This is a genomic window from Micromonospora sp. NPDC049529 (assembly GCF_055586685.1).
The window spans coordinates 116,250-143,202 of the sequence record NZ_JBVJHT010000006.1; the positions used below are offsets into that span (position 1 = coordinate 116,250).

At 71.3% G+C, this 26,953-nt stretch carries 25 protein-coding genes; 13 read left to right on the forward strand and 12 right to left on the reverse strand.

Features of this window, described 5'->3' with window-relative positions; all coding sequences use genetic code 11:
• Window positions 1-21 precede the first annotated feature (21 nt).
• The 7 genes from ACZ6QQ_RS11975 to ACZ6QQ_RS12005 all read left to right on the forward strand — a co-directional run bounded on the left by ACZ6QQ_RS11975 (window position 22) and on the right by ACZ6QQ_RS12005 (window position 7,763).
• Window positions 22-2,040, forward strand: coding sequence for an alpha-1,4-glucan--maltose-1-phosphate maltosyltransferase (locus tag ACZ6QQ_RS11975; protein ID WP_465875979.1), 2,019 nt, complete (start codon window positions 22-24; stop codon window positions 2,038-2,040).
• A 20-nt stretch (window positions 2,041-2,060) separates the two neighbouring features.
• Window positions 2,061-4,196 (forward strand): 1,4-alpha-glucan branching protein GlgB, encoded by a 2,136-nt coding sequence (glgB, locus tag ACZ6QQ_RS11980; protein ID WP_465876282.1) that lies wholly within the window; start codon window positions 2,061-2,063, stop codon window positions 4,194-4,196.
• Window positions 4,193-4,765 carry a TetR/AcrR family transcriptional regulator gene (locus tag ACZ6QQ_RS11985; protein WP_465875980.1) on the forward strand — a complete coding sequence of 191 codons (573 nt, stop codon included), beginning with the start codon at window positions 4,193-4,195 and terminating at the stop codon, window positions 4,763-4,765. Before glgB ends, ACZ6QQ_RS11985 begins: the two co-directional genes overlap by 4 nt.
• Before the next feature lie 9 nt (window positions 4,766-4,774).
• Window positions 4,775-5,446: an HAD family hydrolase gene (locus ACZ6QQ_RS11990; protein ID WP_465875981.1), complete on the forward strand. Its 672-nt coding sequence runs from the start codon at window positions 4,775-4,777 to the stop codon at window positions 5,444-5,446.
• 127 nt (window positions 5,447-5,573) lie between these two features.
• Window positions 5,574-6,878 carry a cation:proton antiporter gene (locus ACZ6QQ_RS11995; RefSeq protein ID WP_465875982.1) on the forward strand — a complete coding sequence of 435 codons (1,305 nt, stop codon included), beginning with the start codon at window positions 5,574-5,576 and terminating at the stop codon, window positions 6,876-6,878.
• Entirely contained in the window at window positions 6,875-7,348 is a 474-nt protein-coding gene (gene rnhA, locus ACZ6QQ_RS12000; protein WP_465875983.1) for a ribonuclease HI, read from the forward strand. The genes ACZ6QQ_RS11995 and rnhA overlap by 4 nt, the downstream gene beginning before the upstream one ends.
• A 34-nt stretch (window positions 7,349-7,382) precedes the next feature.
• Window positions 7,383-7,763: a VOC family protein gene (locus ACZ6QQ_RS12005; protein ID WP_465875984.1), complete on the forward strand. Its 381-nt coding sequence runs from the start codon at window positions 7,383-7,385 to the stop codon at window positions 7,761-7,763.
• 41 nt (window positions 7,764-7,804) lie between these two features.
• On the opposite strand, the gene ACZ6QQ_RS12010 is transcribed toward ACZ6QQ_RS12005, so the two are convergent.
• Entirely contained in the window at window positions 7,805-8,323 is a 519-nt protein-coding gene (locus ACZ6QQ_RS12010) for a GNAT family N-acetyltransferase (protein ID WP_465875985.1), read from the reverse strand.
• A gap of 103 nt (window positions 8,324-8,426) precedes the next feature.
• Between ACZ6QQ_RS12010 and ACZ6QQ_RS12015 the strand changes: the two genes are divergently transcribed.
• Complete coding sequence (locus ACZ6QQ_RS12015; protein WP_465875986.1) at window positions 8,427-9,101, forward strand: DUF6891 domain-containing protein; 675 nt, start codon at window positions 8,427-8,429, stop codon at window positions 9,099-9,101.
• Window positions 9,102-9,219: 118 nt separating this feature from the next.
• On the opposite strand, the gene ACZ6QQ_RS12020 is transcribed toward ACZ6QQ_RS12015, so the two are convergent.
• The 3 genes from ACZ6QQ_RS12020 to ACZ6QQ_RS12030 form a co-directional block, all read right to left on the reverse strand.
• Window positions 9,220-9,945 (reverse strand): hypothetical protein, encoded by a 726-nt coding sequence (locus ACZ6QQ_RS12020; RefSeq protein WP_465875987.1) that lies wholly within the window; start codon window positions 9,943-9,945, stop codon window positions 9,220-9,222.
• 86 nt (window positions 9,946-10,031) lie between these two features.
• A complete protein-coding gene (locus ACZ6QQ_RS12025) occupies window positions 10,032-10,289 on the reverse strand; it encodes a DUF1905 domain-containing protein (protein WP_465875988.1) in 258 nt (85 codons plus the stop codon).
• Between the two features lie 13 nt (window positions 10,290-10,302).
• Entirely contained in the window at window positions 10,303-11,547 is a 1,245-nt protein-coding gene (locus ACZ6QQ_RS12030; protein WP_465875989.1) for a hypothetical protein, read from the reverse strand.
• A 243-nt stretch (window positions 11,548-11,790) separates the two neighbouring features.
• Here ACZ6QQ_RS12030 and ACZ6QQ_RS12035 point away from each other — a divergent pair, with 243 nt between their 5' ends.
• Window positions 11,791-12,192 carry a VOC family protein gene (locus tag ACZ6QQ_RS12035; protein ID WP_465875990.1) on the forward strand — a complete coding sequence of 134 codons (402 nt, stop codon included), beginning with the start codon at window positions 11,791-11,793 and terminating at the stop codon, window positions 12,190-12,192.
• A gap of 27 nt (window positions 12,193-12,219) precedes the next feature.
• Here the strand turns inward: ACZ6QQ_RS12035 and ACZ6QQ_RS12040 are convergent, their stop codons facing one another.
• Both ACZ6QQ_RS12040 and ACZ6QQ_RS12045 read right to left on the reverse strand, forming a co-directional pair.
• The gene (locus tag ACZ6QQ_RS12040) at window positions 12,220-12,933 is read right to left on the reverse strand and encodes a hypothetical protein (RefSeq protein WP_465875991.1); all 714 of its coding nucleotides are present in this window, start codon (window positions 12,931-12,933) and stop codon (window positions 12,220-12,222) included.
• Window positions 12,934-13,153: 220 nt separating this feature from the next.
• Window positions 13,154-13,372 carry a transcriptional regulator gene (locus ACZ6QQ_RS12045; protein WP_465875992.1) on the reverse strand — a complete coding sequence of 73 codons (219 nt, stop codon included), beginning with the start codon at window positions 13,370-13,372 and terminating at the stop codon, window positions 13,154-13,156.
• Between the two features lie 160 nt (window positions 13,373-13,532).
• On the opposite strand from ACZ6QQ_RS12045, the gene ACZ6QQ_RS12050 reads away from it, so the two are divergent.
• Window positions 13,533-14,174 carry a hypothetical protein gene (locus ACZ6QQ_RS12050; RefSeq protein WP_465875993.1) on the forward strand — a complete coding sequence of 214 codons (642 nt, stop codon included), beginning with the start codon at window positions 13,533-13,535 and terminating at the stop codon, window positions 14,172-14,174.
• Between the two features lie 45 nt (window positions 14,175-14,219).
• Window positions 14,220-16,145 carry a S9 family peptidase gene (locus ACZ6QQ_RS12055; RefSeq protein ID WP_465875994.1) on the forward strand — a complete coding sequence of 642 codons (1,926 nt, stop codon included), beginning with the start codon at window positions 14,220-14,222 and terminating at the stop codon, window positions 16,143-16,145.
• 291 nt (window positions 16,146-16,436) lie between these two features.
• On the opposite strand, the gene ACZ6QQ_RS12060 is transcribed toward ACZ6QQ_RS12055, so the two are convergent.
• Complete coding sequence (locus ACZ6QQ_RS12060) at window positions 16,437-17,246, reverse strand: alpha/beta hydrolase (RefSeq protein WP_465875995.1); 810 nt, start codon at window positions 17,244-17,246, stop codon at window positions 16,437-16,439.
• A 222-nt stretch (window positions 17,247-17,468) separates the two neighbouring features.
• On the opposite strand from ACZ6QQ_RS12060, the gene ACZ6QQ_RS12065 reads away from it, so the two are divergent.
• Entirely contained in the window at window positions 17,469-20,339 is a 2,871-nt protein-coding gene (locus ACZ6QQ_RS12065; protein ID WP_465875996.1) for an AfsR/SARP family transcriptional regulator, read from the forward strand.
• Here ACZ6QQ_RS12065 and ACZ6QQ_RS12070 read toward each other — a convergent pair.
• The gene (locus ACZ6QQ_RS12070; RefSeq protein ID WP_465875997.1) at window positions 20,329-21,381 is read right to left on the reverse strand and encodes an App1 family protein; all 1,053 of its coding nucleotides are present in this window, start codon (window positions 21,379-21,381) and stop codon (window positions 20,329-20,331) included. The two genes, ACZ6QQ_RS12065 and ACZ6QQ_RS12070, sit on opposite strands and share 11 nt — an antisense overlap.
• A gap of 148 nt (window positions 21,382-21,529) precedes the next feature.
• Between ACZ6QQ_RS12070 and ACZ6QQ_RS12075 the strand changes: the two genes are divergently transcribed.
• Window positions 21,530-23,278 carry a hypothetical protein gene (locus tag ACZ6QQ_RS12075; protein ID WP_465876283.1) on the forward strand — a complete coding sequence of 583 codons (1,749 nt, stop codon included), beginning with the start codon at window positions 21,530-21,532 and terminating at the stop codon, window positions 23,276-23,278.
• Window positions 23,279-23,284: 6 nt separating this feature from the next.
• Here the strand turns inward: ACZ6QQ_RS12075 and ACZ6QQ_RS12080 are convergent, their stop codons facing one another.
• The 4 genes from ACZ6QQ_RS12080 to ACZ6QQ_RS12095 all read right to left on the reverse strand — a co-directional run bounded on the left by ACZ6QQ_RS12080 (window position 23,285) and on the right by ACZ6QQ_RS12095 (window position 26,779).
• Window positions 23,285-23,917: a pyridoxamine 5'-phosphate oxidase family protein gene (locus ACZ6QQ_RS12080; RefSeq protein WP_465875998.1), complete on the reverse strand. Its 633-nt coding sequence runs from the start codon at window positions 23,915-23,917 to the stop codon at window positions 23,285-23,287.
• 167 nt (window positions 23,918-24,084) lie between these two features.
• A complete protein-coding gene (locus ACZ6QQ_RS12085; protein WP_465875999.1) occupies window positions 24,085-25,611 on the reverse strand; it encodes an aldehyde dehydrogenase (NADP(+)) in 1,527 nt (508 codons plus the stop codon).
• A 71-nt stretch (window positions 25,612-25,682) separates the two neighbouring features.
• Window positions 25,683-26,321 (reverse strand): TlpA family protein disulfide reductase, encoded by a 639-nt coding sequence (locus tag ACZ6QQ_RS12090; RefSeq protein ID WP_465876000.1) that lies wholly within the window; start codon window positions 26,319-26,321, stop codon window positions 25,683-25,685.
• Window positions 26,318-26,779, reverse strand: a complete 462-nt coding sequence (locus ACZ6QQ_RS12095) for a hypothetical protein (protein WP_465876001.1) — start codon at window positions 26,777-26,779, stop codon at window positions 26,318-26,320. Before ACZ6QQ_RS12095 ends, ACZ6QQ_RS12090 begins: the two co-directional genes overlap by 4 nt.
• Between the last annotated feature and the right edge of the window lie 174 nt (window positions 26,780-26,953).

Sequence of the window (26,953 nt, forward strand, 5' to 3'; positions counted from 1 at the left end):
CGGGGCAGTAGGTTGGGCACCGTGACGGGACGGTTTCCGATCGAAGAGATCAGCCCCTCGGTGGCGTGCGGTCGCTACCCGGCCAAGGCGGTGGTCGGCGAACTGGTGCCGGTCTCCGCGCGGGCCTACCGGGAGGGTCACCGGGCGCTGGGCTGCACCGTGGTCTGGTCCGGCCCGGACGGCGAGCCGCGCCCGTTCACCCGGATGCGCCCCGGCTGGGACGACCACTGGCACGCGACCATCACCCCGGACAGCGTCGGCGCCTGGACCTTCGCCGTCGAGGCGTTCGACGACCCGTACCTGACCTGGCGGGACGCGGTGACCAAGAAGACCGCCGCCGGCCAGGACGCCGCCGAACTCGGCAACGACCTGGCCGAGGGCGCCGCACTGATGGACGCGGCGTCCGCGCTGGTCCCGGCCGAGTTCCAGGCCGGCGTACGGGCGGCAGCGGCGGCACTGCGCGATCCGGAGCTGCCGCTGTGGTCACGCCTGTCCCCCGCGCTCGACCTGGCCGAGCTGCTGTGGGAGCACCCGGTACGGCGGCTGGTCACCCGCAGCGCCGAATACCCACTGTGGACGGACCGGCCGCGCGCCCTCTTCTCCGCCTGGTACGAGTTCTTTCCCCGATCCGAGGGGATCGCCCCGCCCGGCGAGGGCAAGCCGGCCGAGCACGGCACCTTCGCCACCGCCGCGGCGCGGCTGCCCGGCGTGGCGGCGATGGGCTTCGACGTGCTCTACCTGCCGCCGATCCACCCGATCGGCCGGGTCAACCGCAAGGGCCCGAACAATTCCCTGGCCGCCGGCCCGGACGACGTCGGCTCACCGTGGGCGATCGGCGCGGCCGAGGGCGGCCACGACGCCATCCACCCGGACCTCGGCACCGGTGCGGACTTCCGCCGGTTCGTCGTCGCGGCCGGCGAGGTCGGCTTGGAGGTCGCCATGGACCTGGCGTTGCAGGCCGCGCCGGACCACCCCTGGGTGACCGAGCACCCGGAGTGGTTCACCACCCTCGCCGACGGCTCGATCGCCTACGCCGAGAACCCGCCGAAGAAGTACCAGGACATCTACCCGCTCGACTTCGACCGCGACCCCGAGGGCATCCGGGCCGAGGTCCTGCGGGTGGTGACGCACTGGATCAGCCAGGGCGTACGGATCTTCCGGGTGGACAACCCGCACACCAAGCCGTTCGACTTCTGGCACTGGCTGATCGGCGAGGTCAAGCGGATCGACCCGGACGTGCTCTTCCTCGCCGAGGCGTTCACCCGCCCGGCCGTCATGCACGGCCTCGGCAAGATCGGCTTCACCCAGTCGTACACCTACTTCAGCTGGCGCTACAGCGCCGACGAGCTGCGCGACTACTGCACCGAGCTGATCAACGCGGCCGACTACATGCGGCCCAACTTCTGGCCGAACACCCCGGACATCCTGCCCGAGCCGCTGAAGCTCGGCCTACCGTCGATCTTCAAGATCCGGGCGGTGCTGGCCAGCCTGCTCTCCCCCTCCTGGGGCATCTACGCCGGCTTCGAACTGCTCGAACACGAGGCCCTGCCCGGCGCCGAGGAGTACGCCGACAGTGAGAAGTTCCAGCTGCGTCCCCGCGACTGGACCGCCGCCGAGGCACAGGGGCGGTCGCTGGGGCCGTACATCGCCCGGCTCAACGCCGTACGGCGAAAGAACCCGGCGCTGCACTGGCTGCGCAACCTGCGGTTCCACCACAGCGACAACCCGGCCCTGTTCTGCTGGTCGAAGCGGGACGAGCGGACCGGCAACACCGTCCTGGTGGTCTGCTCGCTCGACCCGCACCACGAGCAGTGGGGCAACCTCAGCCTCGACCTGCCGGCGCTGGGCCTGGACTGGCCCGACCGGTTCACCGTCTACGACGAACTGAGCGGCGCCCGGTACGACTGGGGCCAGCACAACGTCGTCGGCCTCGGCCCGGACCACCCGGCGCACGTGTTCACCGTGCACCGCTACGGTCCGCCACCACTGCCGCCGGCTACTGTCCCCACCGTGCCCGCCACCACCGAGACCGCGAAGTGAGCCCGCTGATGGACGTTACCTTGGACTCGCTGGTCGCCGGGGTGGCGTACGACCCGCACGCCCTGCTCGGGGCGCACCCGCGCGGCGGGCAGACCCTGGTCCGGACCTGGCGGCGCGGCGCCCGGGAGGTCTCGGTGCTGGTCGCCGGGGACCGCTTCCCGATGCGCCGGGTGCACGACGGCGGCGTCTTCGAGGCGACCGTGCCCGGCACCGTGCTCGACTACCGGATCGAGGTCGACGGCGAACCCCGCGACGACCCCTACCGCTACCCGCCGAGCCTGGGCGAGGTGGACCTGCACCTGATCGCCGAGGGCCGGCACGAACGGCTCTGGACCGCCCTCGGCGCCCGCCCCCGCCCCGGTGGCGGGGTCTCCTTCGCCGTCTGGGCACCGAACGCCCGGGGGGTACGCGTGGTCGGCGACTTCACCGGCTGGGGCGCGTACGAAGGCTGGCCGATGCGCTCGCTCGGCGGCAGCGGCGTCTGGGAGATCGTCGTCCCGGAGGCGATGGCCGGCCAGCGCTACAAGTACCGGATTCTCGGCCAGGACGGCACCTGGCGGGACAAGGCCGACCCGATGGCCGCGCACACCGAGGTCCCGCCCCGGACCGCCTCGGTGATCTACCGGTCGTCGTACGAGTGGTCCGACGACGAGTGGCTGGCCCGACGCGCCCAGCGGCACCCGCACCAGGAGCCGATGAGCGTGTACGAGGTACACCTCGGGTCGTGGCGCCCCGGCCTCGGCTACCGGGAGCTGGCCGAACAGCTCACCGCGTACGTGGTCGACCTGGGCTTCACCCACGTGGAGTTCATGCCGGTCGCCGAGCACCCGTTCGGCGGCTCCTGGGGTTACCAGGTCACCGGCTACTACGCCCCGACCTCCCGGTTCGGCACCCCGGACGACTTCCGTTACCTGGTCGACCGGCTGCACGCCGCCGGCATCGGGGTGCTGCTGGACTGGGTGCCGGCGCACTTTCCGCGCGACGAGTGGGCACTGGCCCGGTTCGACGGCACCGCCCTCTACGAGCACCCCGACCCGAGACGCGGCGAACACCCCGACTGGGGCACGTACGTCTTCGACTTCGGCCGCCGCGAGGTGCGCAACTTCCTGGTCGCCAACGCGCTCTACTGGTGCGCCGAGTTCCACGTCGACGGGCTGCGGGTGGACGCGGTCGCCTCCATGCTCTACCTGGACTACTCCCGCGAGGACGGCAAGTGGCTGCCGAACCAGCACGGCGGCCGGGAGAACCTGGAGGCGATCGGCCTGCTCCAGGAGACGAACGCGACCGTCTACCGGGAACACCCCGGCGTGGTCATGATCGCCGAGGAGTCCACCGCCTGGCCGGGGGTGACCCAGCCGACCCACGGCGGCGGGCTCGGCTTCGGCTTCAAATGGAACATGGGCTGGATGCACGACACCCTGACCTACCTGAGCAAGGAGGCGGTGCACCGGCAGTTCCACCACAACGAGCTGACCTTCTCCCTGGTCTACGCCTGGAGCGAGAACTACCTGCTGCCGATCAGCCACGACGAGGTGGTGCACGGCAAGGGCTCGCTGGCCGGCAAGATGCCCGGCGACACCTGGCAGCGGCTGGCGAACGTCCGCGCGCTGCTGGCGTACATGTGGGCGCACCCGGGCAAGCAACTGCTCTTCATGGGCAGCGAACTCGCCGACGACCGGGAGTGGAGCGAGGACCGGGGGCTGGACTGGAACCTGTCGTACGACCCGGCGCGCGCCGGGGTGCAGCGGCTGGTCCGGGACCTGAACGCGGCGTACCGGGCCACCCCGGCGCTCTGGTCGTTGGACACCACCCCGGACGGGTTCCGCTGGATCGTCGGCAACGACTCGGGCAACAACACGGTGGCGTTCATCCGGATCGCCGCCGACGGGTCGCCGCTGGTCTGCGTGGCGAACTTCTCCGCCGTACCGCACGACGACTACCGGCTCGGCATGCCGGTGGCCGGCGTCTGGCGGGAGATCGTGAACACCGACGCGGAGAGCTACGGCGGCTCCGGGGTCGGCAACCTCGGCTCCGTACGGGCCGAGCCGGTGCCGTGGCACGGTCAACCGGCCTCGGTCACCCTGCGGATCCCGCCGCTGGGTGTGCTCTGGCTCCGCCCGGCCCCGCGAGGACAGGCCCACCTGGGGGAACAGTGACGGAGCCGGCACCCCGCGTCGCCGTACGGCGTCCGCAGCGGGCCGACGCCCGCCGCAACTTCGACGCCCTGCTCGGCGCGGCCCGCGACGTCTTCGCCGAGAGCGGCACCGACGCCTCCCTGGAGGAGATCGCCCGGCGGGCCGGGGTCGGCATCGGCACCCTCTACCGGAACTTCCCCAATCGCCAGGACCTCTTCGACACCGTCTACCTCGACGAGGTAGAGGAGCTGTGCCGGGCCGCCGACGAGGTCGGCGAGCTGACACCCTGGAACGGCTTCCTCGTCTGGCTCCGGCACTTCGTCGACTACGTCGCCACCAAACGGGCGATCTACGAGTCGCTCAACCGGGACTCGGCGGCGTTCCGCTCCTGCCGCACCGCTATCTACGACGCCGGCCAGCCCCTGTTCGTACGCGCCCAGGCGGCCGGTGAGGCACGTACCGACGTCAGCTTCGACGACGTACTGCGCATGATCAGCGGCCTCACCGCGACCGGGTTCGTCGACGAGCGGCAACGCGAACGGGTGCTCGGAATCGCCCTCGACGGCGTACGGAGCCGACCGCCGGGGTAAACGGGCGGCATGGAGAATCCCCCCGGTGTGCTGTTCGACATCGACGGCACCCTGGTCGACACCACGTACCTGCACACCGTCTGCTGGTGGGAGGCGTTCCGACAGGCCGACCACGACGTACCCATGGCATCGATCCACCGCAGCGTCGGCATGGGCGCGGACAAGCTGCTGGAACACGTACTCGGGCCGGAGCACGACCACGACGGCGACGAACGGATCCGCGCGGCGCACGACAGTCTCTACGCCGAGTACTGGCCCCGGCTGCGCCCCCTGCCCGGCGCGACCGACCTGCTGCGTGCCTGCGCCAACATGGGACTGCGGGTGGTGCTGGCCAGCTCCGCCGCCGAGCACGAGGTGTCCGCGCTGCGTGCGGTACTGAACGTGGACGACATCGTCGCCGCCACCACCACCTCGGCCGACGCCCGGCAGAGCAAGCCCGCCCCGGACATCGTGGCCGCCGCGCTCGCCCAGTCCGACCTGGAAGCCTCCCGGGTGGTCTTCGTCGGCGACTCCGTCTGGGACGTCGCCGCCTCCGGCCAGCTCGACATCCCCTGCATCGGCCTGACCTGCGGCGGCACCAGCCGGGGCGAGCTGGCCGGCGCGGGGGCGATAGCCGTCTACCACGACCCCGCCGACCTGCTCGCCACGCTGTCCGACTCCCCCATCGGCACCCTCACCTGAGCCTCCGGCCGGCGCGGTCGGCCCGAGTGATCGGCCGAGTGATCGGTCACCACAGGCGTGGGCGACGCCGAGTCGGGGAAAGGCTAGGCACCACCTGCCCGTCGGGCAGAACGGGAGGGGTGGTGGCGTGGAGCCGGTCGACGTGGCGTTCGCTCTGGTCGGGGTCGGCGCGCTACTGGCCGGCGTCCTGCCCCGGATGGTGGAACACCGGCCGTTGTCCATGCCGATCGCCTTCCTCGGGCTCGGGATGCTGGTCTTCCTGCTGCCGACCGGGCTGCCCAGCCCCGACCCGCTAGCCCACCCGCAACTGACCACCCACCTCACCGAGATCGGGGTGATCGTCGCCCTGATGGGCGCCGGGCTGAAGATCGACCGCCCGGTGGGCTGGCGGCGCTGGTCGTCGACCTGGCGACTGCTGGCCATCGGGATGCCGCTCTGCATCGCCTGCGTCGCCCTGCTCGGCTGGTGGTGGGCGGGTCTGGTGCCGGCCGCCGCGCTGCTGCTCGGTGCCGCCCTCGCACCGACCGACCCGGTACTCGCCGCCGACGTCCAGGTGGGCGAGCCGACCGACGTCGAGGACAACGAGGACGAGGTCAGGTTCACGCTCACCTCGGAAGCCGGGCTCAACGACGGGCTGGCGTTCCCCTTCGTGTACGCCGCGCTCGCGATCGCCGGCACCAGCCTCGCCCCCGCCGACTGGCTCGGACACTGGCTCGCCGTCGACGTCCTCTACAAGATCGCGATGGGGGTCGGTGGCGGGCTGTTCGTCGGTTGGCTGCTCGGCAAGCTCTTCTTCCGGGCGCCGGCCCAGTTGCGGCTCGCCCGCCACGCCGAGGGCTTCGTCGCCATCGCCGCCACCTTCCTCGCGTACGGGCTGATCGAGGTGGTCGGCGGGTACGGCTTCCTCGCCGTCTTCTTCGCCGCGCGGGCGATCCGGGCGGCGGAACGTACGCACGAGTTCCACGGGGTGCTGCACGACTTCGCCGAGCAGATCGAGCGGCTGCTGACCGTACTGCTGCTGCTGTTCCTCGGCGGGGCCGTGGTCGACGGGCTGCTGGCGCCGCTGACCTGGCCGGCGGCCCTGGCCGGGCTCGCCCTGCTGTTCGTGATCCGCCCGCTGGTCGGCTGGCTCTCGCTGCGCGGGGCACCGGGGCGACCGGCCGAACACTGGGTGATCGCGTTCTTCGGCATCCGCGGGGTCGGCTCGATCTACTACCTCGCGTACGCGACGAGCCACGCCGACATCCCGCAGATCGAACTGCTCTGGGCGACGGTCGGCCTGGTGGTGATCGTCTCGGTGGTGCTGCACGGGGTGGCGGCCACACCGGTCATGCGGCTGCTCGACCGGGCCGGCGGACACGCCGAGCCCCCGGCGCAGCAGGGTGGCGCACGTCCGGTCGCGCGGCAGCGGACCGGTAGATTGCCGGCATGACGGACCAGGCGGCCGAGAAGGTCGTGACGATCTACACCGACGGCGCGTGCAGCGGCAACCCCGGACCGGGCGGCTGGGGTGCGGTGCTGCGCTACGGCGAGCACGAGCGCGAACTGTACGGCGGCGAGTCGGCGCCGACCACGAACAACCGGATGGAGCTGATGGCCGCCATCCAGGCCCTGGAGAGCCTGAACCGGCCGGTGACCGTACGCCTGCACACCGACAGCACGTACGTCCGCAACGGCATCACCAGTTGGATGGCGAGTTGGAAGCGCAACGGCTGGCTCACCTCGGCGAGGCAGCCGGTCAAGAACGCCGACCTGTGGCAGCGGCTGGAGCTGGCGGTCAAGGAGCACCGGGTGGAATGGCTCTGGGTGAAGGGGCACAACGGCGACCCCGGCAACGAACGCGCCGACGCCCTGGCCAACCGGGGCGTGACGGACGCCCGGAGCACACTGTCGGGCCGATAGGTCCGAATGCCGCGTACGCGGTTACGGTGACCAAATGGCATGTCGGATAACCGAACTGGTCCTGGACGCACGTGATCCCGAACTGCTGGCGCGGTTCTGGTGCGAGGTACTCGGCTACGAGGAGCTGGGACGCGTCGAAGGAGACATAGAGATCGGGCCGCCCGGCGTCGGCTTCGGCGGCCAGCAGCCCACGATCGTCTTCAACCGGAGTGACGAGCCCAAGACCGGCCGGTTGCGTCTGCACATCGATGTGAATGCCACCGATCGGGAGCAGGACGACGAACTGGAGCGGCTGCTCGCGGCCGGCGCCCGCCCCGTCGATATCGGACAGACCGGCGCCGAGTCATGGCATGTGCTCGCCGATCCGGAGGGCAACGAGTTCTGCCTGCTGAAACGTCGGGTACCGGAAGTCTGAGAAGTCGGAGCGTCGATGTCATCGGAGGCGGTTCCGACCTTTCACGTGGTCTGGCGATGCCGACGGTCACGGCGGAACTCGTACTGTCGCTGGAGCGCTCCGTACTGCTCGAACCGGTGTTGCACCGTCGCCCCATTCCGCTCCAGCAGCCTCGTCGAACGATCATTGGCGTCCTGTGTCACCGCGATCAGGACGTCCTCGTCCATCGTCGCGAAGAACCAGTCGACCAGTGCACTGATCGTCTCCGATGCCAGCCCCATTCCCCATGACGCCGGCCGCAGCTGGTACGAAATCTCCCAGGGACCGCGCTTACGACTGAGGTCGCCGCTGCCGACCAGCTCACCCGTGGCCCGATCGACGATCACGAACTGTCCCCAGGACGGGTCGGCGACGAGCCGAACGACTCTCTCCCGCGCGGTCTGCCGATCCAGCGCCCCACCGAGGAAACGGCGAACCTCGCCGTCGGTGAGGAGCCCGACCAGCGCGGCCAGATCGTCGGGGGCCGGCCGACGAAGGAGCACTCGACCGGCATCGAGCGGCGTGGGCAGCCAGGCAGTCACGCCACCATGATTGCAGGGAAGGGGTGGGTATCCCCGGTGCCACCCGCTCAACCTGTCCGCGAGCCGGCTCGGGCTGTCGGAGGTTCGTGCAAGGATCGTCGCCGTGACCGAATGGATCTACAACGATCGTCCCGAGGGGGTCGGTTTCCTGACCGAGCGGATCGCCGAGCCGGGCCACCGGAAGGTCGAGGACGAGATCTGGGCCCGGGTCGTGCGCGGTCAGGACGACGCCGACGAGTTCGTGGATGTCTTCGACGAGGACGAGCAGCGTCACGGCGCCACCGACGAGGAGCTCAGGACGGCGTACGAGAAGGCACTGGCCGCTCGGCGTCAGCAGCAGCGTGAGTGGGGCGAGGTGCGCGGCAACCTGGGCCGTGCCTTCGCCGACCTCAACGAGCTCGGCGTGTTGGCCAGGGAGAATTTCAGCTGCTGCGGCACCTGCGCGGCCGGCGAGATCCACGACGAGCGGGACGACTCCCGTCACTGGCACGGGTTCCTCTGGTACCACCAGCAGGACACGGAGTCGCTGATCGCAAGTGCGGAGGGCGAGGTCTACCTCGGCTACGGCGCCTATCCGCCGGTGGACTTCGACGAGGCCGCCTACGCCGCTCTGTCCGAGGACGAACAGCAGGCCAGCTACCAGGCCGACCTGGAACGGCTGCTGGACGGCATCGCGTTTCCGGTACTCCGCAAATACGGCATGCGGGTGGAGTGGAACCGCAAGCAGTCCACCCGGATCCGGGTCACCGGCGCCCACTGGTACATGCCGTTGCCCTGAGACACACCCGTTCGCCGATCCGGAGGACGCGCTGGGCGTACCCGAGAACCGCGTCTTGCCCCTCGGGTCGTGTGCCGATTCGCCGGGCAGTCTGCCTCGGCGCCGGGTAGCGGCCGGGTCAGGCCGAGCCCCTGCCGTCGTCGTCGAAGACGGCGTCGTCGAACGGTGCCTCGGGGAAGGTCGCGCCGTACCTGCCACCGAAGGTGTGACGGGCGTGGGTGCGCATGCGCGGACCGTACGTGGGGTCGGTCGCCAGTGCCGTGTAACCGTCCTCCGGCCTGGTGATGAGTCCGGCGGTGTCGGCCAGGTAGGCGTCGAAGCCCGGATACATCAGTTCGATGCACGGCAGGTCGTCGACGTCCAGGGCGAGCACCGGGTACTCGCCGGTCTCGTCGGGTTCGGTCACGGCGAACACCCGACGGGAGTCCGAACCGCCGGGCAGCAGGAAACACTCGCCGAATCGAGCGGAGACCGGGCGGTAGATCGTCGCCCATGGCTCGCCGTACTCGGCGGCGGCCAGTTCCCCGAGTGGACGCGGTGTCAACCGGTGGCTGCCGTCCGGCGCGAACCAGCCGAAACGGACGAGCAGGCTCGTGTCGTACGCCAGCCATCGACGCAGGCTCGGCGGTAGCGGCCGACCGCTGGGGAACCTCAACGTCGCCAGGACATCGGTCGGCACCGGAGTGGGTGGGCCGTCCAGCCAGGCACCCGCCCAGGGCGCGTAGTCCATGATCAGGTCACCGGGTTTCGCCGAGACCGACGCGATGACCCGCTCGACCAGTGGCACTCCGTGCTCGGGGCCGGCTGGCTCGGAGGTGCCGGGCCGATCGGCTGTCTGTGCCACGTCGACAATCCTCTCGATCTCCAACCACCATCCGCAGTGGAGGGTAGCGGGCACGGCAGGTCCGCATTGACCCGAGGCGCCTGCTCCTACCGCGCCGACGTGGGCCGCTGTCCCGTGAGCACAGTCAGGCGGACGTGCACGACATCGTCGAGGGCGATCTGCTCTTTCTTGCGCACCGAGTCGCGCAGCGGCAGCACATAGCCGCCATCCCTGGGGAACAACGAGGTACGCCATCGACTCTGCCCGAGACGAACCTCGACCGGCACCATGCCCCACCCTGCCCAGGATCGATGACACACGTACCGCACGTACGGCGGTGGGCCGCCCGGAATCGGACGGCCCACCGGGTGGAACGGGTCAGAGGCGGCCGGCCGGTGCCGGGCGCGCGTCCGGCTTGACCAGCGCCGGGAGCTTGCGCTCGAACCGGTTGAACAGGTTCATCGACGGCAGGACGGGCTGGGTGCCCGTGGCCTGCTGGGCGACCTGGGCGCCCCAGACCGAGGCCCGCAGGCGCTGGTTCGGGGTGCCGTGGTGGCCGGGGCTCTCGAAGGAACAGTCGCCGACCTCGTAGAAGGCTTGCTGCGCCTGGTGGATCTGGACGCCGTTGAAGTTGAGCCCGCGAGGGTGAACGACGAAGTAGGTGCCGAAGCCGTCGGCCATCAGTTCGGTGCGGCGAGTCGCCTCGGCACCGGTCAACGGGCTGTCGAACATGCCCTGTTCGAGCTGAACGTGGTGGGCCATCTCGTGGGCGAGTACCGTGCGCGAACCGGCCGTTCCCAGACCGAGTCCGTCGAGCGCGGTGAGCAGGCCCTCACCGAAGACGACCTTGTCCGGCAGGCCGCTGAGCACCGGGTCGGTCTCACCCTCGGCGGTGAAGGCGAAGGCGTTCAGCGTGAAGATCGGGTTGCGTCCTCCGTCGAGCGCGGGGGCGGAGTTGATGATGGCCATGATCTCGGCCGCGATGGCTGCCGCCTGATCGTCTGCTATGCCCCAGAGGAAGGAGACCATGCGGGCCACTCGCTCGGGGTCCTGGAGCATGTCGTTCTGCATCGCCATGAACTTGACGTCGAAGAGGTCGACATCCCAGAACTGCTGCGCGTCCTTGAAGGTCCGCTTCAACGTGCTCTTGTGGCTGGCGGGCAGACCGTAGTCCGTCTCGTTGTTGGCCTGGCCGTAGATCAGCGCGTCGTAGGCCGGGTAGTCCAGGACGCCGAAGATAACCAGAACCAGCAGGGTGTCGAGGTCGACGCCCTCGATCAGGCCCTGCGCGTACGTGCTGAACTGGGTGTCCTGGCACTCGTAGAGCGACGGGTCGATCGCCTCCGCGACCACCTCCTGCACGAGGGTCGGCTTCAGGCCCATGCGCTCCCGCTTGTCGGCGAGCATGGCCTGCCAGTTCGTCGGCAGCAGTGCGGTGATGGCGTCGATGCGCGCCCGGGTCGCCGGATCTGCGGAGCGAGCGGCGGCGAGGTCGAACTGCGGTGGGGCGACGATGCCCCCGCCCGCGCTGACGCTCGCGGGGGTCGCCGCGTGGACAGGCCCCGGGACCAGTGCCAGGCCGAGGGCGGTTGCCGCCAGCAGTGCGGGGATGCGTCGTCTCATGCACGCTCCTTGTTGTGTTTCGATCCTCTGTTTCGAGGCCTCGATCAACTTGCCAGTATCGGCATTGAAGCACATGGGTGAGCCACTACGCACCCTCCGAGATCAACTACCTTCCCGCAGTCGTTCCGGCCACCACCGGCCCGCCGACGGAGAAGGGACGCGCCCTACGGGATGAGCCGCCTTGACTTCAAGCACGGTTCAGGTTGCAGCATGATCGTCACTCGTCCGAACGGAGCTGTTCGCATGATCGACCCGAAGGTAGGTATTCGTCTCGCCCGGCCCACCCGTGACCTTGCGGCGGCCGAGCGCTTCTACGTGCAGGGACTGGGGCTGGAGGTGCTCTACCGGGCCGCGGGCGGCCCCGGGGAACACGACCTGCTGATGCTGGGCTGGCGCGAGGCGTCATGGCATCTGGAGCTGGTTGGGGGCCCGAACCTCTCGGTGCGGCCGACACCGACAAGCGAAGATCTTTTCGTACTCTACGTATCCGAACCGATCGACGACGCGGTCGTGGCCCGCCTCGAACGGGCCGGTGGCAAGCGCGTCTCCCAAGGCGCGTACTGGGATCGGTGGGGTATCACCGTCGAAGATCCGGATGGTTACCGCCTCGTACTGTCCACCCGCTCGTGGTCGAACGCCGCGTAGTCGGGCCGCGTCACGCAGACCTCCCACTCATGGCGACGGAGGGACCGGCGGCCGTACCGCCACCGTCGCCGACGGAAAGGCCATCAGCTGGACAACGACCACTAGGCCAGGCAGCATGACCGAGAGAAGAGAGGCGGCGATGAATACGTCTGGCGGGACGCCGTCCGCCCAGTAGCTCCGGTCGACAGCGGTCAACAGACCAAAGATGACGGCACAGCTGAAGACGTAGGCAATCCCGAGGTAGGCCGCGTGGGTCACCGCCCGATGCGCCCCGTAACGAAGTCGGGGAGCGCACGCGTGCCCGACGATGACCAGCGCGACCAGCGCCGACCATGCTCGAACCAGCCAGTCGAGCCAGGGGTACATGCCCTCGGGCCGGACATCCCTCAGATAGTCGTGCGCGGTCACCGTCAACTGCCCGACTATCACCAGGGACAGACCGTACGCGGTCACCCGGACGAACCGGAGCGGGGATTCAAACTCGCTGCGCCCGGCGATCAGCCACGCCAAGCCGGTGAACAGGGTGAGCGAGCCAACCCCAAGCAGCCCAGCCGCCACCGTCGTCTGGGTCCAGACCCGGGGGCAGATCCGTTCACCGGCGATGACGCCAAAGAAGAAGCTGTCCAGCGCGAACGTGACCAGGCCGGCGATGAACATCGTCAACGCCTTGGCCGACGGGGCTCTCGACGTCTGCCGGTCGATCAGCATGACTATGCCGGCGAAGACGAGACCAGCGACCACACCGGCCAGTTGAGAGTGTGCCCCGGCCGAGCCCAGTGGGTTCCAATCTACCGCCTCACACCCGTCACCCACCGGCACCTCGCTCAAGTCCTTGGCGATTTGGCCACACCGTCGACGCTATCGGTACAAGCTCCACTGTAGAGGGCGAAGGCAAGGATCTCCGGACACATCAGTGGGGCGAGCGCGGCTGCGAGCAGGTGTCGACGGGTCAGTGCGATGGTCATCGGTCCTCCGGGGTGTCGATGGTCTCGACGCGCGTGATGAGCAGCTTGAGTCGCGCGATCTCTTCGGCCAGGGCGGTGCTGCCGGCGGGGGTGAGGGTGATCCAGGTACGGCCGCGCCGGCCCTCGTACCCCTTCTCCACCGCGATCAGGTCGGCGTTCTCAAGCACACCGAGGTGCTTGGAGAGGTTGCCGGCGGGGCGCCACCGACGGCACATCCCTCGACAGCGCACGGAGGCTCACCGTCCGGGGCGCCCCGTCAACGGCAGCTGTGCGCATCTGTACGGACGCAGCTCGACCCAGCCGACAGCCTGGTGTCTGGCATGCCACGGTGGATGGTCCACCAGGGTCTGTCGCTGGTGGCCTTATCGTGGCGCGATGGGAATGTACCCGGCGTACAAGGAGATACCCGCAGCCCTGCTCGCCCGGCTCCTCGAACGCCCCGACGACGAGGAGTGGGTCGACGGGCTGCTGTTCGAGGCCGGTGACCCGGATTCCGATACCGCACCGGGCTGGAGTACGGCGGCGATCTGCTCGACCCTGACCGACGAGGAGCTTCGCACCAGGTTCACCTGGCCCCACCTGACCTTCTCGGTTGAGCAGCAGCGTCGACTCGGCGGCCTCGACCTCGGCAAATACCCGGATCCGGACTGGTTCGGTCATCTGCTCGCCGCGGCCGATACCCCGGAGCGGATCGATCTGACGGGCGTGCTCAGCGACGACTGGGACGAAAGAAACGCCGCCTGGGAGAAAATCGTGGAGGTGCCCGTCCAGGAAACGGTCCACAGCGCCTATCGAAGAGAGGACATCGAGTACGGCTTCCACACGGACGTGCCCTGCTACGGCATCAGCGGGTACCGCACGGCTCAGGACCTGACCATCGTGTGGGGCACGGTCGAACGCGTGCTCGCCTCGTACCCCGAGCATGCCAACCGCATCATCGAGCAGTTCGAGGCACAGATCAGGTACTACTACGGCTGTGTCGCCCGGGGCAGCGTCGACCTGAGCGTGTGCTGGTAACGCGGCGGCGTTGGTCGCCGTGGTGGTTGATCGGTACTGTGCCTCGTGGCCCGTACGCAGCTCTCCGCCGAGTTGGTCGTTGACGGTCGAGTGCTGCGGGGGTTGGCACTGTCGCCGGACGGCAGGTGGGTCGCGTACGTGGTCGCCCCGGTCGGCCGGGCTGGTGATCACCCCGTTGCCGAGCTCTGGGTCGCCGCCACCGACGGGTCCGGGACGCCTCGACGACTGACCTCGGGTGAGGCGCACGATTCGGCGCCACGGTGGGCCGCGGATTCGCAGTTGGTCTACTTCCTCTCCGACCGGGCCGAGCGCGGCACGGCGCAGGTGCATCGGGTCGGGCTGGTCGACGGTGTCGTGGAGGCGCTCACGTCCTGGTCCGGTGGGGTGTCGGGTCACCTTCCGCTGGCCGATCCCGACCTGGTCGTCGTGATCGCGGCCGACGAACCGTCCGCCGAGGACGAACGTCGGGACCGGGAGCGCGACGACGCCCGGGTGTGGGGCGAGCGCGTACGCCCGGACCGGCTGCGACTGCTCGACGTCCGGAGCCGGGAGGTCCGGACACCGGACGCTTTCGGTGATCGCCATGTCGTCGAGGTGGCCCGGCGACCCGGCGACGGAACGCTGGCGGTCCTCACCTGGTCGACCCCGGACGTGGATCCGGGTCGGGTCGAGCCAGGACTTCACCTGCTCGACCCGTACGCCGAAAGGGCGCGGGACCTCGGCCCGGCTGCGGCGGACGCGTCGTCTCTCGCCTGGTGGTCCGCCGACGACGGCTGGCACCTGGCATACGTCGCGAAGACCCCGCCGGTCCTGGTGGGCGGGCACGCGGTTCTCGATGTCGCCGTACCGGTGAGCGGGCCGGTGGGCGCGCACCGCAACCTGACCGCCGGCACGACCGGCTGCCCGAGCGACCTGGTCCAGGTCGACGACGGTACGCCGCTGGCGCTGGTCGCCGACGGGCTCGATACCGCGATCCATCGGCTCGATCCGGTCGGGCCCCACCTCGTCGAGGTGTTCCGGGTCGACGGCCTCGCAAGGTTGTTGACCGCGAACCGGCACGGTGACGGTGTCGCGGTGGCGGTCAGCACGTCCTACGAGCCCGGAAACGTCCACGCCGGCCCCACCCGCGGGCCGCTGTCGAGGCTGACCGACCTCGGGCCCGAACTCCGCGACATCCGGTGGGGTGTCCAGGAGCGCCTGTCGTACGAGGCATCCGACGGGCTGGTCCTCGACGGCCTGCTGATCCTGCCCGCCGGTCGGTCCCGCGCGGACGGGCCCTTCCCGCTGGTGACGCTGGCTCATGGCGGCCCGTACGACCGGCACGCCGACCGGCTCACGGCCGGTTGGGAGCCGCCCGGCCAGTGGCTGGCGACCGGGGGCTACGCCGTGTTCCTGCCGAACCCGCGCGGCGGCAAGGGGCACGGCCACGACTTCGCGGCGCGTGCCGCCGGTGCGGTCGGCGGCGATGAGTGGACCGACATCTGCACCGGCATCGACCTGCTCGTCGCCGACGGCGTCGCCGACCCCGACCGGCTGGGCATCGGCGGCTGGAGCCACGGCGGGTTCATGGCCGCCTGGGCGGTCGGGCAGACCGACCGGTTCAAGGCCGCCGTGATGGGAGCCGGAATCAGCGACTGGGGAATGCTCGCCGCAACCGGGGAAGAGGGGCCGTTCGAGTCCGCCCTCGGTGGTAGCAGCGGCTGGGAGGGGACGGGCCCGCACCGCCACGACCGGCTCAGCCCGATCTCGTACGCCTCCAGGGTGCGCACGCCGGTGCTGATTCTGCACGGCGAGAACGACACGAACGTGCCGGTGTCGCAGGCGGAGTTCTTCCACCGCGCGCTGCGCCGGTTCGGGGTCGAGCACGAGTACGTCGTCTATCCCCGGGAGAGCCACGCGATCCGCGAACGCAACCACCAACTCGACGTGCTCCGCCGTACCCGTGCCTGGTTCGACCGGTGGCTCGGCTGACCGGCCTGCGACCGCCCGAGGTCACGGTCGAGCGGGATCAGGTCGAAGCCCGCTCGCTGGTAGAACCGCAGGGCGGAGGTGTTCTCGGTCGACGTGACCACCCAGATCCGGCGTACGCCTGCTCGTCGCGCCTCGAAGGCGATCTCCGTACCGCCGAAGGCGTCGGCCAGGCACGCGCGTATGAATGCCTCGTCGGGCGGCCCGCTGTGCCGCACCCGGCCGGGTCACCGGACATCCGTGCTCTCCTGTCGCTTCGACGTCGACGACGAGTATCCGGGGATCCGGCAAGGATCAGCCGGACGTACGGGCGTGGCGTACCGCCCAGTCCAGGGCGTGGTCGGCCACCTCTTCCCAGCCGGGCTGCGCGGGGAGCAGGTGGCAACGGCCGGCGTACTCCCTGACCTCGGTGATCGTGTTCGAGGTGTAGTGCTCGGCGTTGGAGTGCTGGATCGCCGGTGGCATGAGGTGGTCCTTCTCCCCCGCGACGAACAGCAGCGGCGCCCGGTTGTCGTTGGCGTAGTCCACCCACGCGGCCTGGCGGCCGGGCTGGAAGTTCGCCAGCAGGCCGGCCCACACGATCTGTCCGGGGCCGGGGATGGCGTAGCGCTCGTACAGCCGCCGGGACTCCTCCTCGGTGAACGTGTTGGTGAAGGCGTAGTGCCACTGCTCCTGGGTGAAGGCGACCGCGCGGTGCCGGTTCGCCGGGTTCTTCAACACCGGGAAGGTCGACCTCACCTGCGTGGCCGGCAGCACGGTGACGCCCTCGGTCGGGGCCGAGTTGATCGCCACGCCGACGGCGCCGACGCCGTGGTCGAGCAGGATCTGGGTGAACACACCACCGGCGGAGTGCCCCATCAGGATCGGCGGGCGGTCCAGTTCGGCGATCACCGACTTCAGGTGGCTGACGATGCCCGGAATGGTCACCGCCTCGATCGGCGACGGGTCGGCGTTCAGCGCCTCCACCTCGACCTCGAAACCGGGGTACGCCGGAGCGATGACCCGAAAGCCCCGCTTCTCGTAGTGCTCGATCCACTGTTCCCAGCTGCGCGGCGTCACCCAGAGACCGTGGATGAGCACGATGGTGTCGGGTGCGGTACTCATGGTGCTCCCTGGTTGTCGAGGAGGACGAGCCGGCCGTCGCCCCGCTGGCGCCGAATTCCCGAGCGTCCCGGTGGGGTACTGCGCTCGGTCGCGGCGATAATGGCCAGGTCGACCGTCCCCGGTGGGTGACGGGACCGACCGTAGGCCGGGCGACACAGGGAAAAACTGAAGAAGAAGTGAGGGCCCGCCGAGCAGGCCCGTGCGACGGGGACGATGGGTTCAGTGACAGCGGAAAAGACGGATCCGGTACGCCTGACCGTGCTCGGGCCGGTGCGTCTGTGGCGGGGCGGTGACGAGGTCCAACTCGGCGCCCCGCAGGTACGGGCGCTGCTCGCCGTACTGCTCGCCCAGGTCGGCACCCCGGTCAGCCTGGCCGGGATCGTCGACGTGCTCTGGGGCCAGGATCCGCCGGTCACCGCCGTCAACGCCGTACACGGGCACATCGGCACCCTGCGGCGGCTGCTGGAGCCCACGCTCGGTCCCCGGGAACACGGCCGCTTGCTGGGCCGCTCCGCCGGGGGTTACCAGCTCACCGGCGACGCCGACACCGTGGACCTGCTGGAGTTCCGGCGCCGGATCGACGACGCCCGTTCGGCGGTCGCGCAGGGGCGTACCCCGGCGGCGGTGGCGCACTTCGCGGCGGCGTTGCGGCTGTGGCAGGGGCCCTGTGCCGCCAACATCAGCCCGGCCGTCCGTACCCATCCGGTCTTCGGCGAACTCGACCGGGAGTTGTTCGCCGCCGCACGCGAGGCGGCCGACTGCGCGCTGCGGTACGGGCAGGCCGACGAACTCGTCGCCGACGTGCAGCGGGCCGCCGAACGGGCGGTGCTGGACGAGCCGTTGCAGGCGCGGCTGATCCTGCTGCTGCTGGCGTCCGGTCAGCAGGCGCAGGCGGTGACGGTGTTCAACCGGGTCCGTACCGCGCTCGCCGACGAACTCGGGATCGACCCCGGCGGCGAGTTGCGGGCGGCGTACGAGCTGGTCCTCGACGGGCAGCGCGGTAACGCCGCGACGGGGTCGGACCGGCCCACCGCCGAGTCGTCGCCGGCCGGGCCGGTGGTACGCCCGGCGCAGCTCCCGCCGGACCTGTCGAGCTTCGTCGGGCGCGGGGGAGAGCTGCGCCGCGCGCTGGCGCTGATTCCCGAACCGGGCGCACCGGCACGGGCGATGGTGGTCAGCGCGATCAGCGGCATGGCCGGTACGGGCAAGACGACGATCGCGGTGCGCTGGGCCCACCGGGCGGCGCCGCGCTATCCCGACGGCCAGCTCTACGTGAACCTGCGCGGTTTCGATCCGACCGGTACGGCGATGAGCCCGGCCGAGGCGCTGCGCGGGATCCTCGACGCGCTCGGTGTGGCCCCGGAACGGTCGCCGCGCACCGTCGAGGGGCAGACCGCGCTCTACCGCAGCCTGGTCGCCGACCGGCGGGTCCTGGTGTTGCTCGACAACGCCCGCGACGCCGAGCAGGTCCGGCCGCTGCTGCCCGGCGGGCCCGGCTGCCTGGCGATCGTGACCAGCCGCAACCAGCTCTCCGGCCTGGTCGCCGCCGACGGGGCACACCCGCTGGTGCTCGACATCCTGCCGGCGGCCGACGCGCGGGAACTGCTGGCCCGCCGGGTCGGCGCCGCCCGACTGGCCGCCGAACCCGAGGCGACCGACGCCATCCTGCGCCGCTGCGGCGGGCTGCCGCTCGCGCTGGCCGTGGTCGCCGCCCGCGCGGCCAGCTACCCGAGCCTGTCGCTGGCGAGCATCGCCGCCGAGTTGCAGGACGAGGAGGGCGGGCTGGACGCGTTCGCCGATCCCGACGACGCGGTCGACGCGCGGGCGGTCTTCTCCTGGTCGTACCACGCGTTGGGTGCCGATTCGGCGCGGTTGTTCCGGCTGCTCGGCGGGACCAGGACCGGACCGGACATCGGTCTGCCGGCCGCCGCCAGCCTGGCCGGGGTGCCGCTGCGGCGGGCCCGTGCCCTGCTCGCCGAACTCGTCCGGGCGAACCTGGCCGGCCAGCCCGTGCCCGGCCGCTACACGATGCACGACCTGCTGGCCGCGTACGCCGGAGAACTGGCCGCGAGCGACGACGGCGCGCTGGAGCGCCGGGCGGCCCGGCACCGGTTGCTCGACCACTACCTGCACAGTGCCCTGGCGGCCGACCGGCTGCTCTCCCATCAGCGGCGGGCGAGCGCCGTCCCGCCGACGCAGCCCGGCGCGGCCGCCGAGGTTCCGTCCGATGTGGACGCCGCGTGGGCCTGGTTCAGCGCCGAACGCCCGAACCTGCTCGCCGCCGTCGGCCGGGCCGCCGCCGAGGGTTTCCCGCACCACGCCTGGCAGCTCACCTGGGCGATGGTGCCGTTCCTGCACCGGCGCGGACACTTCAACGACTGGATCACCGCGCAGGAGACCGCGCAGGCGGCGCTCGATCCGCGCGCGGACCGCCTCGGGCTGGCCCAGATCGGCAGCCAGTTGGGCCTGGCCTACACCGAGCTCGGCCGCTACGACGAGGCCGGGGAGCAGCTCACCCGCGCGGTGGCGCTGTTCGACGAGTTGGGTGACCACGTCGGGCAGGGCGACACCTGCCGCCGCCTCGGCGGCATCGCGTACAAGCAGGGGCGGTACGACGACGCCCTCGCCCACAGCCTGACCGCGCTCGACCACTACACCGCCGCCGGTGACCGCCCCGGTCAGGCGCACGCGCTCAACTCCGCCGGCTGGGTGTACGTGCTGCTCGGCGACCACCACCGGGCGATCGAGCACTGCCGGCGGGCGCTGGTCATCCTCCAGGAGGTCGGCAACCGGCAGGGTACGGCGGCCACCTGGGACAGCCTCGGTTACGCCCACCACCACCTGGGCGAGTACGCGCACGCGGCCGAGTGCTACCGGGAGGCGATCCGGATCCGGCGCGAAACCGGGGACCGGGTGTACGAGGCGAACAGCCTGCACCGCCTGGGCGACAACCACCGGGCGGCCGGGCAGGTCGCCGATGCGTACACCGTGTGGCGGCAGGCACTCGACGTGATGGCCGAGATCAGCCACCCGGACACCGAGAAGGTCCGGGCCAAGCTGGTCGACGGCCCCCCGCCCGCCGCTACTGGGTGATCTCGGTGTCCCGCAGCAGGCGCCAGAGGCCGGCGCCGTCCGGGGCATAGAGCCAGGGCTGGCCGGCCAGGCCGGAGGCGCGCGGGTCGCCGTTGTGGTGACCGGGCAGACCGCCGGCGAGCACCGACTGGGTCGGGGAGAGCCGGCGGATGGCGACCGCGGCCACGTTCTCCGGGTGGGCGGCGGCGAACTCGGCGTAGATCTCCTGGTCGTGCTGGCCGTCGTCGCCGACCAGCAGCCAGCGGACCTTGGGGAACTCGCGGGCCAGCAGGGCCAAGGTGGCCCGCTTGTGCTCCCGACCGCTGCGGAACCAGCGGTCGACCGTCGGGCCCCACTGGGTGAGCAGCAGCGGACCGGCCGGGTAGAGGTGCCGGGAGAGGAACCGGGTCAGCGTCGGGGCCACGTTCCAGGCGCCGGTGGAGAGGTAGAAGACCGGGGCGCCGGGATGGGCGGTGACCAGCCGCTCGTAGAGCACCGCCATGCCGGGCACGGCCATCCGGGCGTGTTCGTCGAGGACGAACGTGTTCCAGGCGGCGAGCATCGGCCGGGGCAGCGCGGTGACCATCACCGTGTCGTCGATGTCAGAGAGGATGCCGAACCGGGCTTCGGGGTCGACGACGCGTACCGGCGCCTCGACGGGTTCGGCGCCGGGGCTGGTCAGTCGCGCCGAGCCCCAGCCGGGCGGCAGGTCCGCCTTGATCACGGCGTCGATGAAGCCGCTGCGGTCGGTACGCGCCTCGTGGCGGCCGCCGCCGGCCTCGATCAGCACCGGGGCGTCCTTGACCGGCAGGGTGACGAAGCTGCGCCAGCCGCGTACCTTCTCGGCGGGTCGGGGGGCGCGCGGGTCGATCCGGGTGAGCAGCATCCGGCCCATCACCCGTACCCAGCCCTGGCCGCCGTAGCCGGCGTACGCGACGATCGTGGGCGGCCAACCGCGCTGGCGCAGCCGCCGGGCGAGCAGCTCGTGCACCGCGTCCTCGACCCGGGCCGCCCGGTGGGGGCGGCGGGCTACGGCCGACGATCGGGCGGGTACGAGCGACACCCTGACACCCTGCCACACACCGACCCGGCCGGCCACGCGAGCACGGGGTGCGATGATCAAAAAATACCGAAGGCTGCCCGCTTTGCCAAGTTGAGCAGTTTTCACCCTATTCGTCGTGCGACACTGCCAGCGGGGCGACGACGGGGGCGTGGTCGTGTCAGTGGCAGCGCGGCAGACCGGACGACGACGCGGAGCACTCGATCCGCCGGGCCTGGTGGCCCTCGTACTCGGGCTGGTCGGGATCGGCTACCGGCTGGTCCTGATGCTGCTGACCGTACCCGGCTCGAACAGTGACGAGGCCACCTTCGGGCTCGCCGCCGCACACATCGCCACCGGCCGGGAATGGCCGATCTTCCTCTACGGGCAGCACTACATGGGCGTGGTCGAGTCCTACCTCGCGGCGCCGCTGTTCGCCGCCTTCGCACCGAGCTGGGTGCTGCTCCGACTGCCCCTGCTCCTGCTCTACGCCGCCTTCGTCTACCTGATGTACCGGCTCACCCGCCGGCTCTACTCACCGTGGCTGGCCACGTTCACGGTCGGGCTGCTCGCGCTCGGCTCGGAACGGATCATCCGCGACCAGCTCACCGCCGTCGGCGGCCGACCGGAGGTCAAACCGGCGGTCGTCGCCCTGCTGCTGATCGCGCTGGCCCTCGGCGAGCACCGGATCGGCCGCCACCGCTGGCTCGCCTTCGGTGCCTTCGGCCTGGTCACCGGGCTCTGCGTCTGGGACGACTGGCTGATCCTGCCGTACCTCGCGGTGGCCGCGATCGTGCTGCTGGTCGGCAACGCCCGGGAACTGCTCGGTTGGGCGGGACTGCTGCTGGTCGTCGGGTTCGCCATCGGCGTACTGCCGCTGATCCTGGACAACATCCAGGCACCGCCGGGGCAGGACTCGCTCTCCGTACTGTCGCAGGTCAGCGCCGGGGAGGGCGGGGACACCGAGACCGTCGACCAGTTGCACGGCGCGGTGCTGGTCGGGATCCCGCTCGCCACCGGCATCTGCCTCTCCACCGGCTGCGCCGACTGGCAGCTGGCCTGGGGTGCGCTCTACCCGCTGTTGCTGCTGGTCGCGGCGGTGCTCGCGATACTCGGCCTGCGCCGACCGGGTCCACTGCCCCCACCGACCGCCGCCGGTCACCCGGCCGACGCCGCCGCCGGCACCACGCCGCTCGCCCGCCGGCTGCGGTACGTCACCCAGCTCGCCCTGCTCGTCGGCGCCGCCCTCACCCTCGCCGGGTACGCCCGCAGCTCGCTCGCGGCCAGCGCACCCCTGGCCAGCGCCCGGTACCTGTCGATCCTGCAACTGTCCCTGCCGGCCGTCCTCTGGCCGGTCTGGCTGCTGGCCGGCCACGCCTGGCGCGGTGTCCGCCCCCGACGGGCGGGCATGCGGCCGGATCCGCCGACGAGCACGAGTGCGGCGACCCGAGCGCCGGGGCGGACCGGGGTGCCGGTACGCCTGGGCGGGGTGCTGGCGACCGGGCTGCTGACCGTGCTGACCGCCACGATGGTCTGGACCACCGTCGACCTGATCACCGAAGTACCCACCATCAGGGCCGAGGAGGGCCGGTCCCGGGAACTGGCCACCGTGCTGCGCCGGGCCGGGATCACCCGCGTCTACGGCGGCTACTGGACCTGCAACCGGTTGATCTTCAACAGTCGGGAACGGGTGCTCTGCGCCGTACTCGGAGACAGCCTGCGACCCGGTCAGGACCGCTACCCGGCCTACCCGCGCAGGGTGCACGCGGCCGACCGGCCGGCCTTCGTGTTCACCCGGCTGGAGCCGGCCGACCGGGCCTTCCGCGACCTGCTGCGCGAGCGCGGCATCGGTGCCCGGACGATCGAGTTCGGCGAGTACCGGATCTACCAACCCGACGTGACCGTCCGCCCCCGGCGGTGACGCCGGTCAGCCGTAGAGCTTCTCGGCGTAGCTCGGGCCGTAGTAGCGCTCCAGTTCCTCGATCGTCTCGTCGGGGCGTTCCAGCGCCTGGGCGATGTGCGCCCGCGACGGCACCGCCTCCGGCTGCCAGCTCTCCGGGCGCCACAGCTCGGACCGGAGGAACGCCTTCGAGCAGTGGTAGAAGACCTCGTCGATCTCCACCACCAGGGCCACGGCCGGCACCCGGCCCTTGACCGCCAACCGGGGGAAGAACGGCGCGTCGCGGACCAGCCGGGCCCGGCCGTTGATCCGCAGCGTGTCGCCTCGACCGGGCATCAGGTAGAGCAACCCGACGTGCGGGTTGTCGAGCACGTTGTGGAAGCCGTCGGCCCGCCGGTTGCCGGGCCGGTCCGGAACCACGATCGTGGTGTCGTCCAGGACCAGGGTGAACCCGGCCGGGTCGCCCTTCGGCGACACGTCGCAGTTGCCGTCCGCGTCGGCCGTGGACACCAGGCAGAACGGCGACGCGGCCAGCCACCGCCGGTCGTGCTCGTGCAGGGACGTACGCGCCTTCTCCGCCGTCCGCCGCAGTGGCGCCCCGAGCAGCTGACGCAGCTCGTCGTGCGAGGTCACCTCGACCAGATCGTCTTCGCCCGTCATCGTCACTCCCCCGGTGCCGTCGGCCCCTGCTGATCGGAGCCGTCCGAACCGAACCTATGGTGGTTCGCTCACGGGTGACAACCCGGTTTGCCCACCACCCGGCCGTGGATCTCCCCCGTCACCACGACCGGCGCCGGCCCCCTCGACCTCTACCCGTCCCCGCGGACCTAGCCGAGTACGCCGTCGACCCGCCGGACGATCCCGAGCGGGTTGCCGTCGCGCAGCGCCACCGGCAGCAGTTCCTGCGGCAGCCCCTGGTAGGCGACCGGACGCAGGAACCGCCGCGCGGCGGTCTGCCCGACCGAGGTGTGGATCGAACCGGTCGTCGCCGGCCACGGGCCGCCGTGCTGCATCGCCCAGGTGACCGCCACCCCGGTCGGCCAGCCGTTGAAGATGACCCGGCCGGCGCGGGCGGTGAACACCTCCACCAGATGCCGGGCCAGCCCCTCGTCGGCGGGGAGTTCGGCGTGCAGGCTCGCGGTCAGGCTGCCGGGCAGGACCGCCAGCGCCGCCAGCAGTTGCGCCGGGTCGGCGTACTCGACGAGCAGGGCGGCCGGGCCGAAGCACTCGGCCAGCAGCTCGTCCGGCCGGGCCAGCAGCTCCGGTACGGAAACCGCGAACAACCGCGCCGGCACCCGGTAGCCGGCACGCTGCGCGTCGTCCGGTCCGGTGAGTTCGCGTACGCCCTCCACCCCGGCCAGGGCGGTGGCGATGGCGGTGTAGCCGTCCCGGATCCGGGAGTTGAGCAGTGGGCCGACCGGGGCGCCCCGGAGCGCGTCGAGCAGCGCCGGCTCCAATCCGTGGCCCGCCGGCAGGAACAGCAGGCCGGGTTTGGTGCAGAACTGGCCGGCGCCCATGGTGAACGAGGAGACGAAGCCGGCCGCCAGTTCCGCCGCGCGGGCGCCGATCGCGGCCGGGGTCAGGACGGTCGGGTTCAGCGAACCCAGCTCGCCGTAGAAGGGGATCGGGTCGGGGCGGGCGTTCGCCAGGTCGAGCAGGGCCCGGCCGCCGGCCTCCGAGCCGGTGAAGCCGACCGCCCGGATAGCCGGATGGCTGACCAGGGCCCGCCCGGCCTCGGTCCCGTGCACCACGGCGAACGATCCCGGCGGCGCACCGGCGGCGGTGAGCGCGTCGGCCACGATGCGTCCGCTGAGGACGGACAGGCGAGGGTGTCCGGGGTGCGCCTTGACCACGACCGGGCAGCCGGCGGCGAGAGCGCTGGCCGTGTCGCCACCGGCGACCGAGAACGCGAACGGGAAGTTGCTGGCGGCGAAGACCGCCACCGGCCCCAGCGGCACCAGCATCCGGCGCAGGTCCGGTCGGGGCGCCGGTCGGGCTCCCGGATCGGCCGGGTCGACCACCGCCTCCAGCAGCGATCCCTCCTCCACGGCGTCGGCGAAGAACTCCAACTGCACGGTGGTACGGGTCAACTCGCCGCCCAGCCGGACCGGACCGAGCCCGGTCTCCCGGTCGGCCAGTGCGACCAGTTCGTCACGGGCGTGCTCCAGCGCCGCCCCGACGGCACGCAGCAGCCCGGCCCGCTCGAACGGCGACAGCGCCGCCAGTACGGGCGCCGCCGCGGCGGCCATCCGGCCGATCCGGTCCACCTGCCCGGCGGAGCTGTGCGCCACCGGGGCACCGACCGCCGCCCCCGTCTGCGGATCCATCCCCTGGTCGAAACCGGTCGACTCCACCGCGTTCCCTCCACCCTCAGCTGTATCGCTAGTGCGCCCTCGGCAACACCGGCTCGATTCGGAACGATCCCTCAGCCGGCGATGACCAACTCGCGCAGTCTGGCGTCGAGCGCGGTGGCGTCGAGACCGCCCGGCCAGCCGCGCAGCAACGCGCCGCCCTTGGCCACGATCGCCACGGCCGGTGGCTCACGGACCGCGTACGACTGCCAGATCGTCTGTTCCCGGTCGAAGACCACCGGGAACTCGACCCGGTGCTCGCGCAGGTAGGTCTCCAGATCGGCGGGCTCGTCCTCGCTGACCACGCCGACGAAGACCACCCGGTCGCGGTAGCTGCGGGCAAGCTCGCTGAGCGCGTTCTGGCGCTCGACACAGATGGTGCACCAGGAGCTGAAGAAGAGCAGCACCACCGGGCGGTCGGCCCAGAGGTTCGCGGCGGTCAGCGGGGTGCCGTCGGTGAGGGTGCCGGTGAACGCGGGTGCGCCGGGCGCACCGGACGGGGCCGGGCGCAGGGCCAGCCCGCCGGGCACCGGGCCGGGCAGGGTGCCGGCGCCGCCGGCAGCCGCCGCCGGGGCGGAGGATTCCCCGACGGCGGACTCATCGGCGGGACCGGAGCAGGCGCCGAGCGCGAGCGCGGCCACGACCAGCAGCGCGGGCAACAGCGCCGTACGCGATGCCGGGCCGGTCGGCGCCGTACGGAAGATTCGCCTCACGACGGCACCACGGCGACCAGCGCCGGTCCCTCGTCGTTGTTGGCGGTGAGGTCGATCGGGGCGCGATCGTCGACCACCAGCCGGTATCGGTCCCGCTTGGGCACGTTGACCGGGATGGCGAACTCGCAGTAGGTGGGGATGCGCGCCACTTCGAGATCCTCCTGGAAGGTGCGTACCGAGGTGCCGGGCGGCAGCTTGCCGTCGGTCAGCGTTTCGCCGTCGCCGTCCACGATCCGGTACGCCGCCCTGTTGTGGATGAACAGGTACGGACCGGTTCCGGCACAGTCGATGCCTTCCTCGCGGATGTTGATGTCCCGGACCAACACCCGAACGGTCAGGGCGGAGGTCGCCTCCGGCTCGTCCGAGCAGGCGGTCAGCCCGGTTCCGGCCAGGAGGGCGCCGAGCAGCAACGGCGCGAGCGCCGCCGGCCGGGCGTACCCGATGGTCGGTCGCCGCATGGTCTCTCCTCGCAGGTGTTGGTGCCCGGACGGGGGGGGGGGGGGGGGGGGGGGGGGGGGGGGGGGGAGGAACGGAGGGAGGGGGGGGGGGTTGCGGGGGGCAGGCGGGAGGGGGGGGGGGAGGGGGGGGGGGGGGGGGGGGGTCGGGGGGATGGGGGGGAGGGTGAGGGAGGG

Excerpts from the sequence above, each read along its gene's own strand:
- ACZ6QQ_RS12035 (WP_465875990.1), top strand. The coding sequence starts at position 11,791 with ATGATCGACCCGAAGGTAGGTATTCGTCTCGCCCGGCCCACCCGTGAC.
- ACZ6QQ_RS11990 (WP_465875981.1), top strand. The coding sequence starts at position 4,775 with ATGGAGAATCCCCCCGGTGTGCTGTTCGACATCGACGGCACCCTGGTC.
- ACZ6QQ_RS12030 (WP_465875989.1), bottom strand. The coding sequence starts at position 11,547 with ATGAGACGACGCATCCCCGCACTGCTGGCGGCAACCGCCCTCGGCCTG.
- ACZ6QQ_RS12045 (WP_465875992.1), bottom strand. The coding sequence starts at position 13,372 with ATGTGCCGTCGGTGGCGCCCCGCCGGCAACCTCTCCAAGCACCTCGGT.
- ACZ6QQ_RS12050 (WP_465875993.1), top strand. The coding sequence starts at position 13,533 with ATGGGAATGTACCCGGCGTACAAGGAGATACCCGCAGCCCTGCTCGCC.
- ACZ6QQ_RS12005 (WP_465875984.1), top strand. The coding sequence starts at position 7,383 with ATGGCATGTCGGATAACCGAACTGGTCCTGGACGCACGTGATCCCGAA.
- ACZ6QQ_RS12060 (WP_465875995.1), bottom strand. The coding sequence starts at position 17,246 with ATGAGTACCGCACCCGACACCATCGTGCTCATCCACGGTCTCTGGGTG.
- ACZ6QQ_RS12095 (WP_465876001.1), bottom strand. The coding sequence starts at position 26,779 with ATGCGGCGACCGACCATCGGGTACGCCCGGCCGGCGGCGCTCGCGCCG.
- ACZ6QQ_RS12080 (WP_465875998.1), bottom strand. The coding sequence starts at position 23,917 with ATGACGGGCGAAGACGATCTGGTCGAGGTGACCTCGCACGACGAGCTG.
- rnhA (WP_465875983.1), top strand. The coding sequence starts at position 6,875 with ATGACGGACCAGGCGGCCGAGAAGGTCGTGACGATCTACACCGACGGC.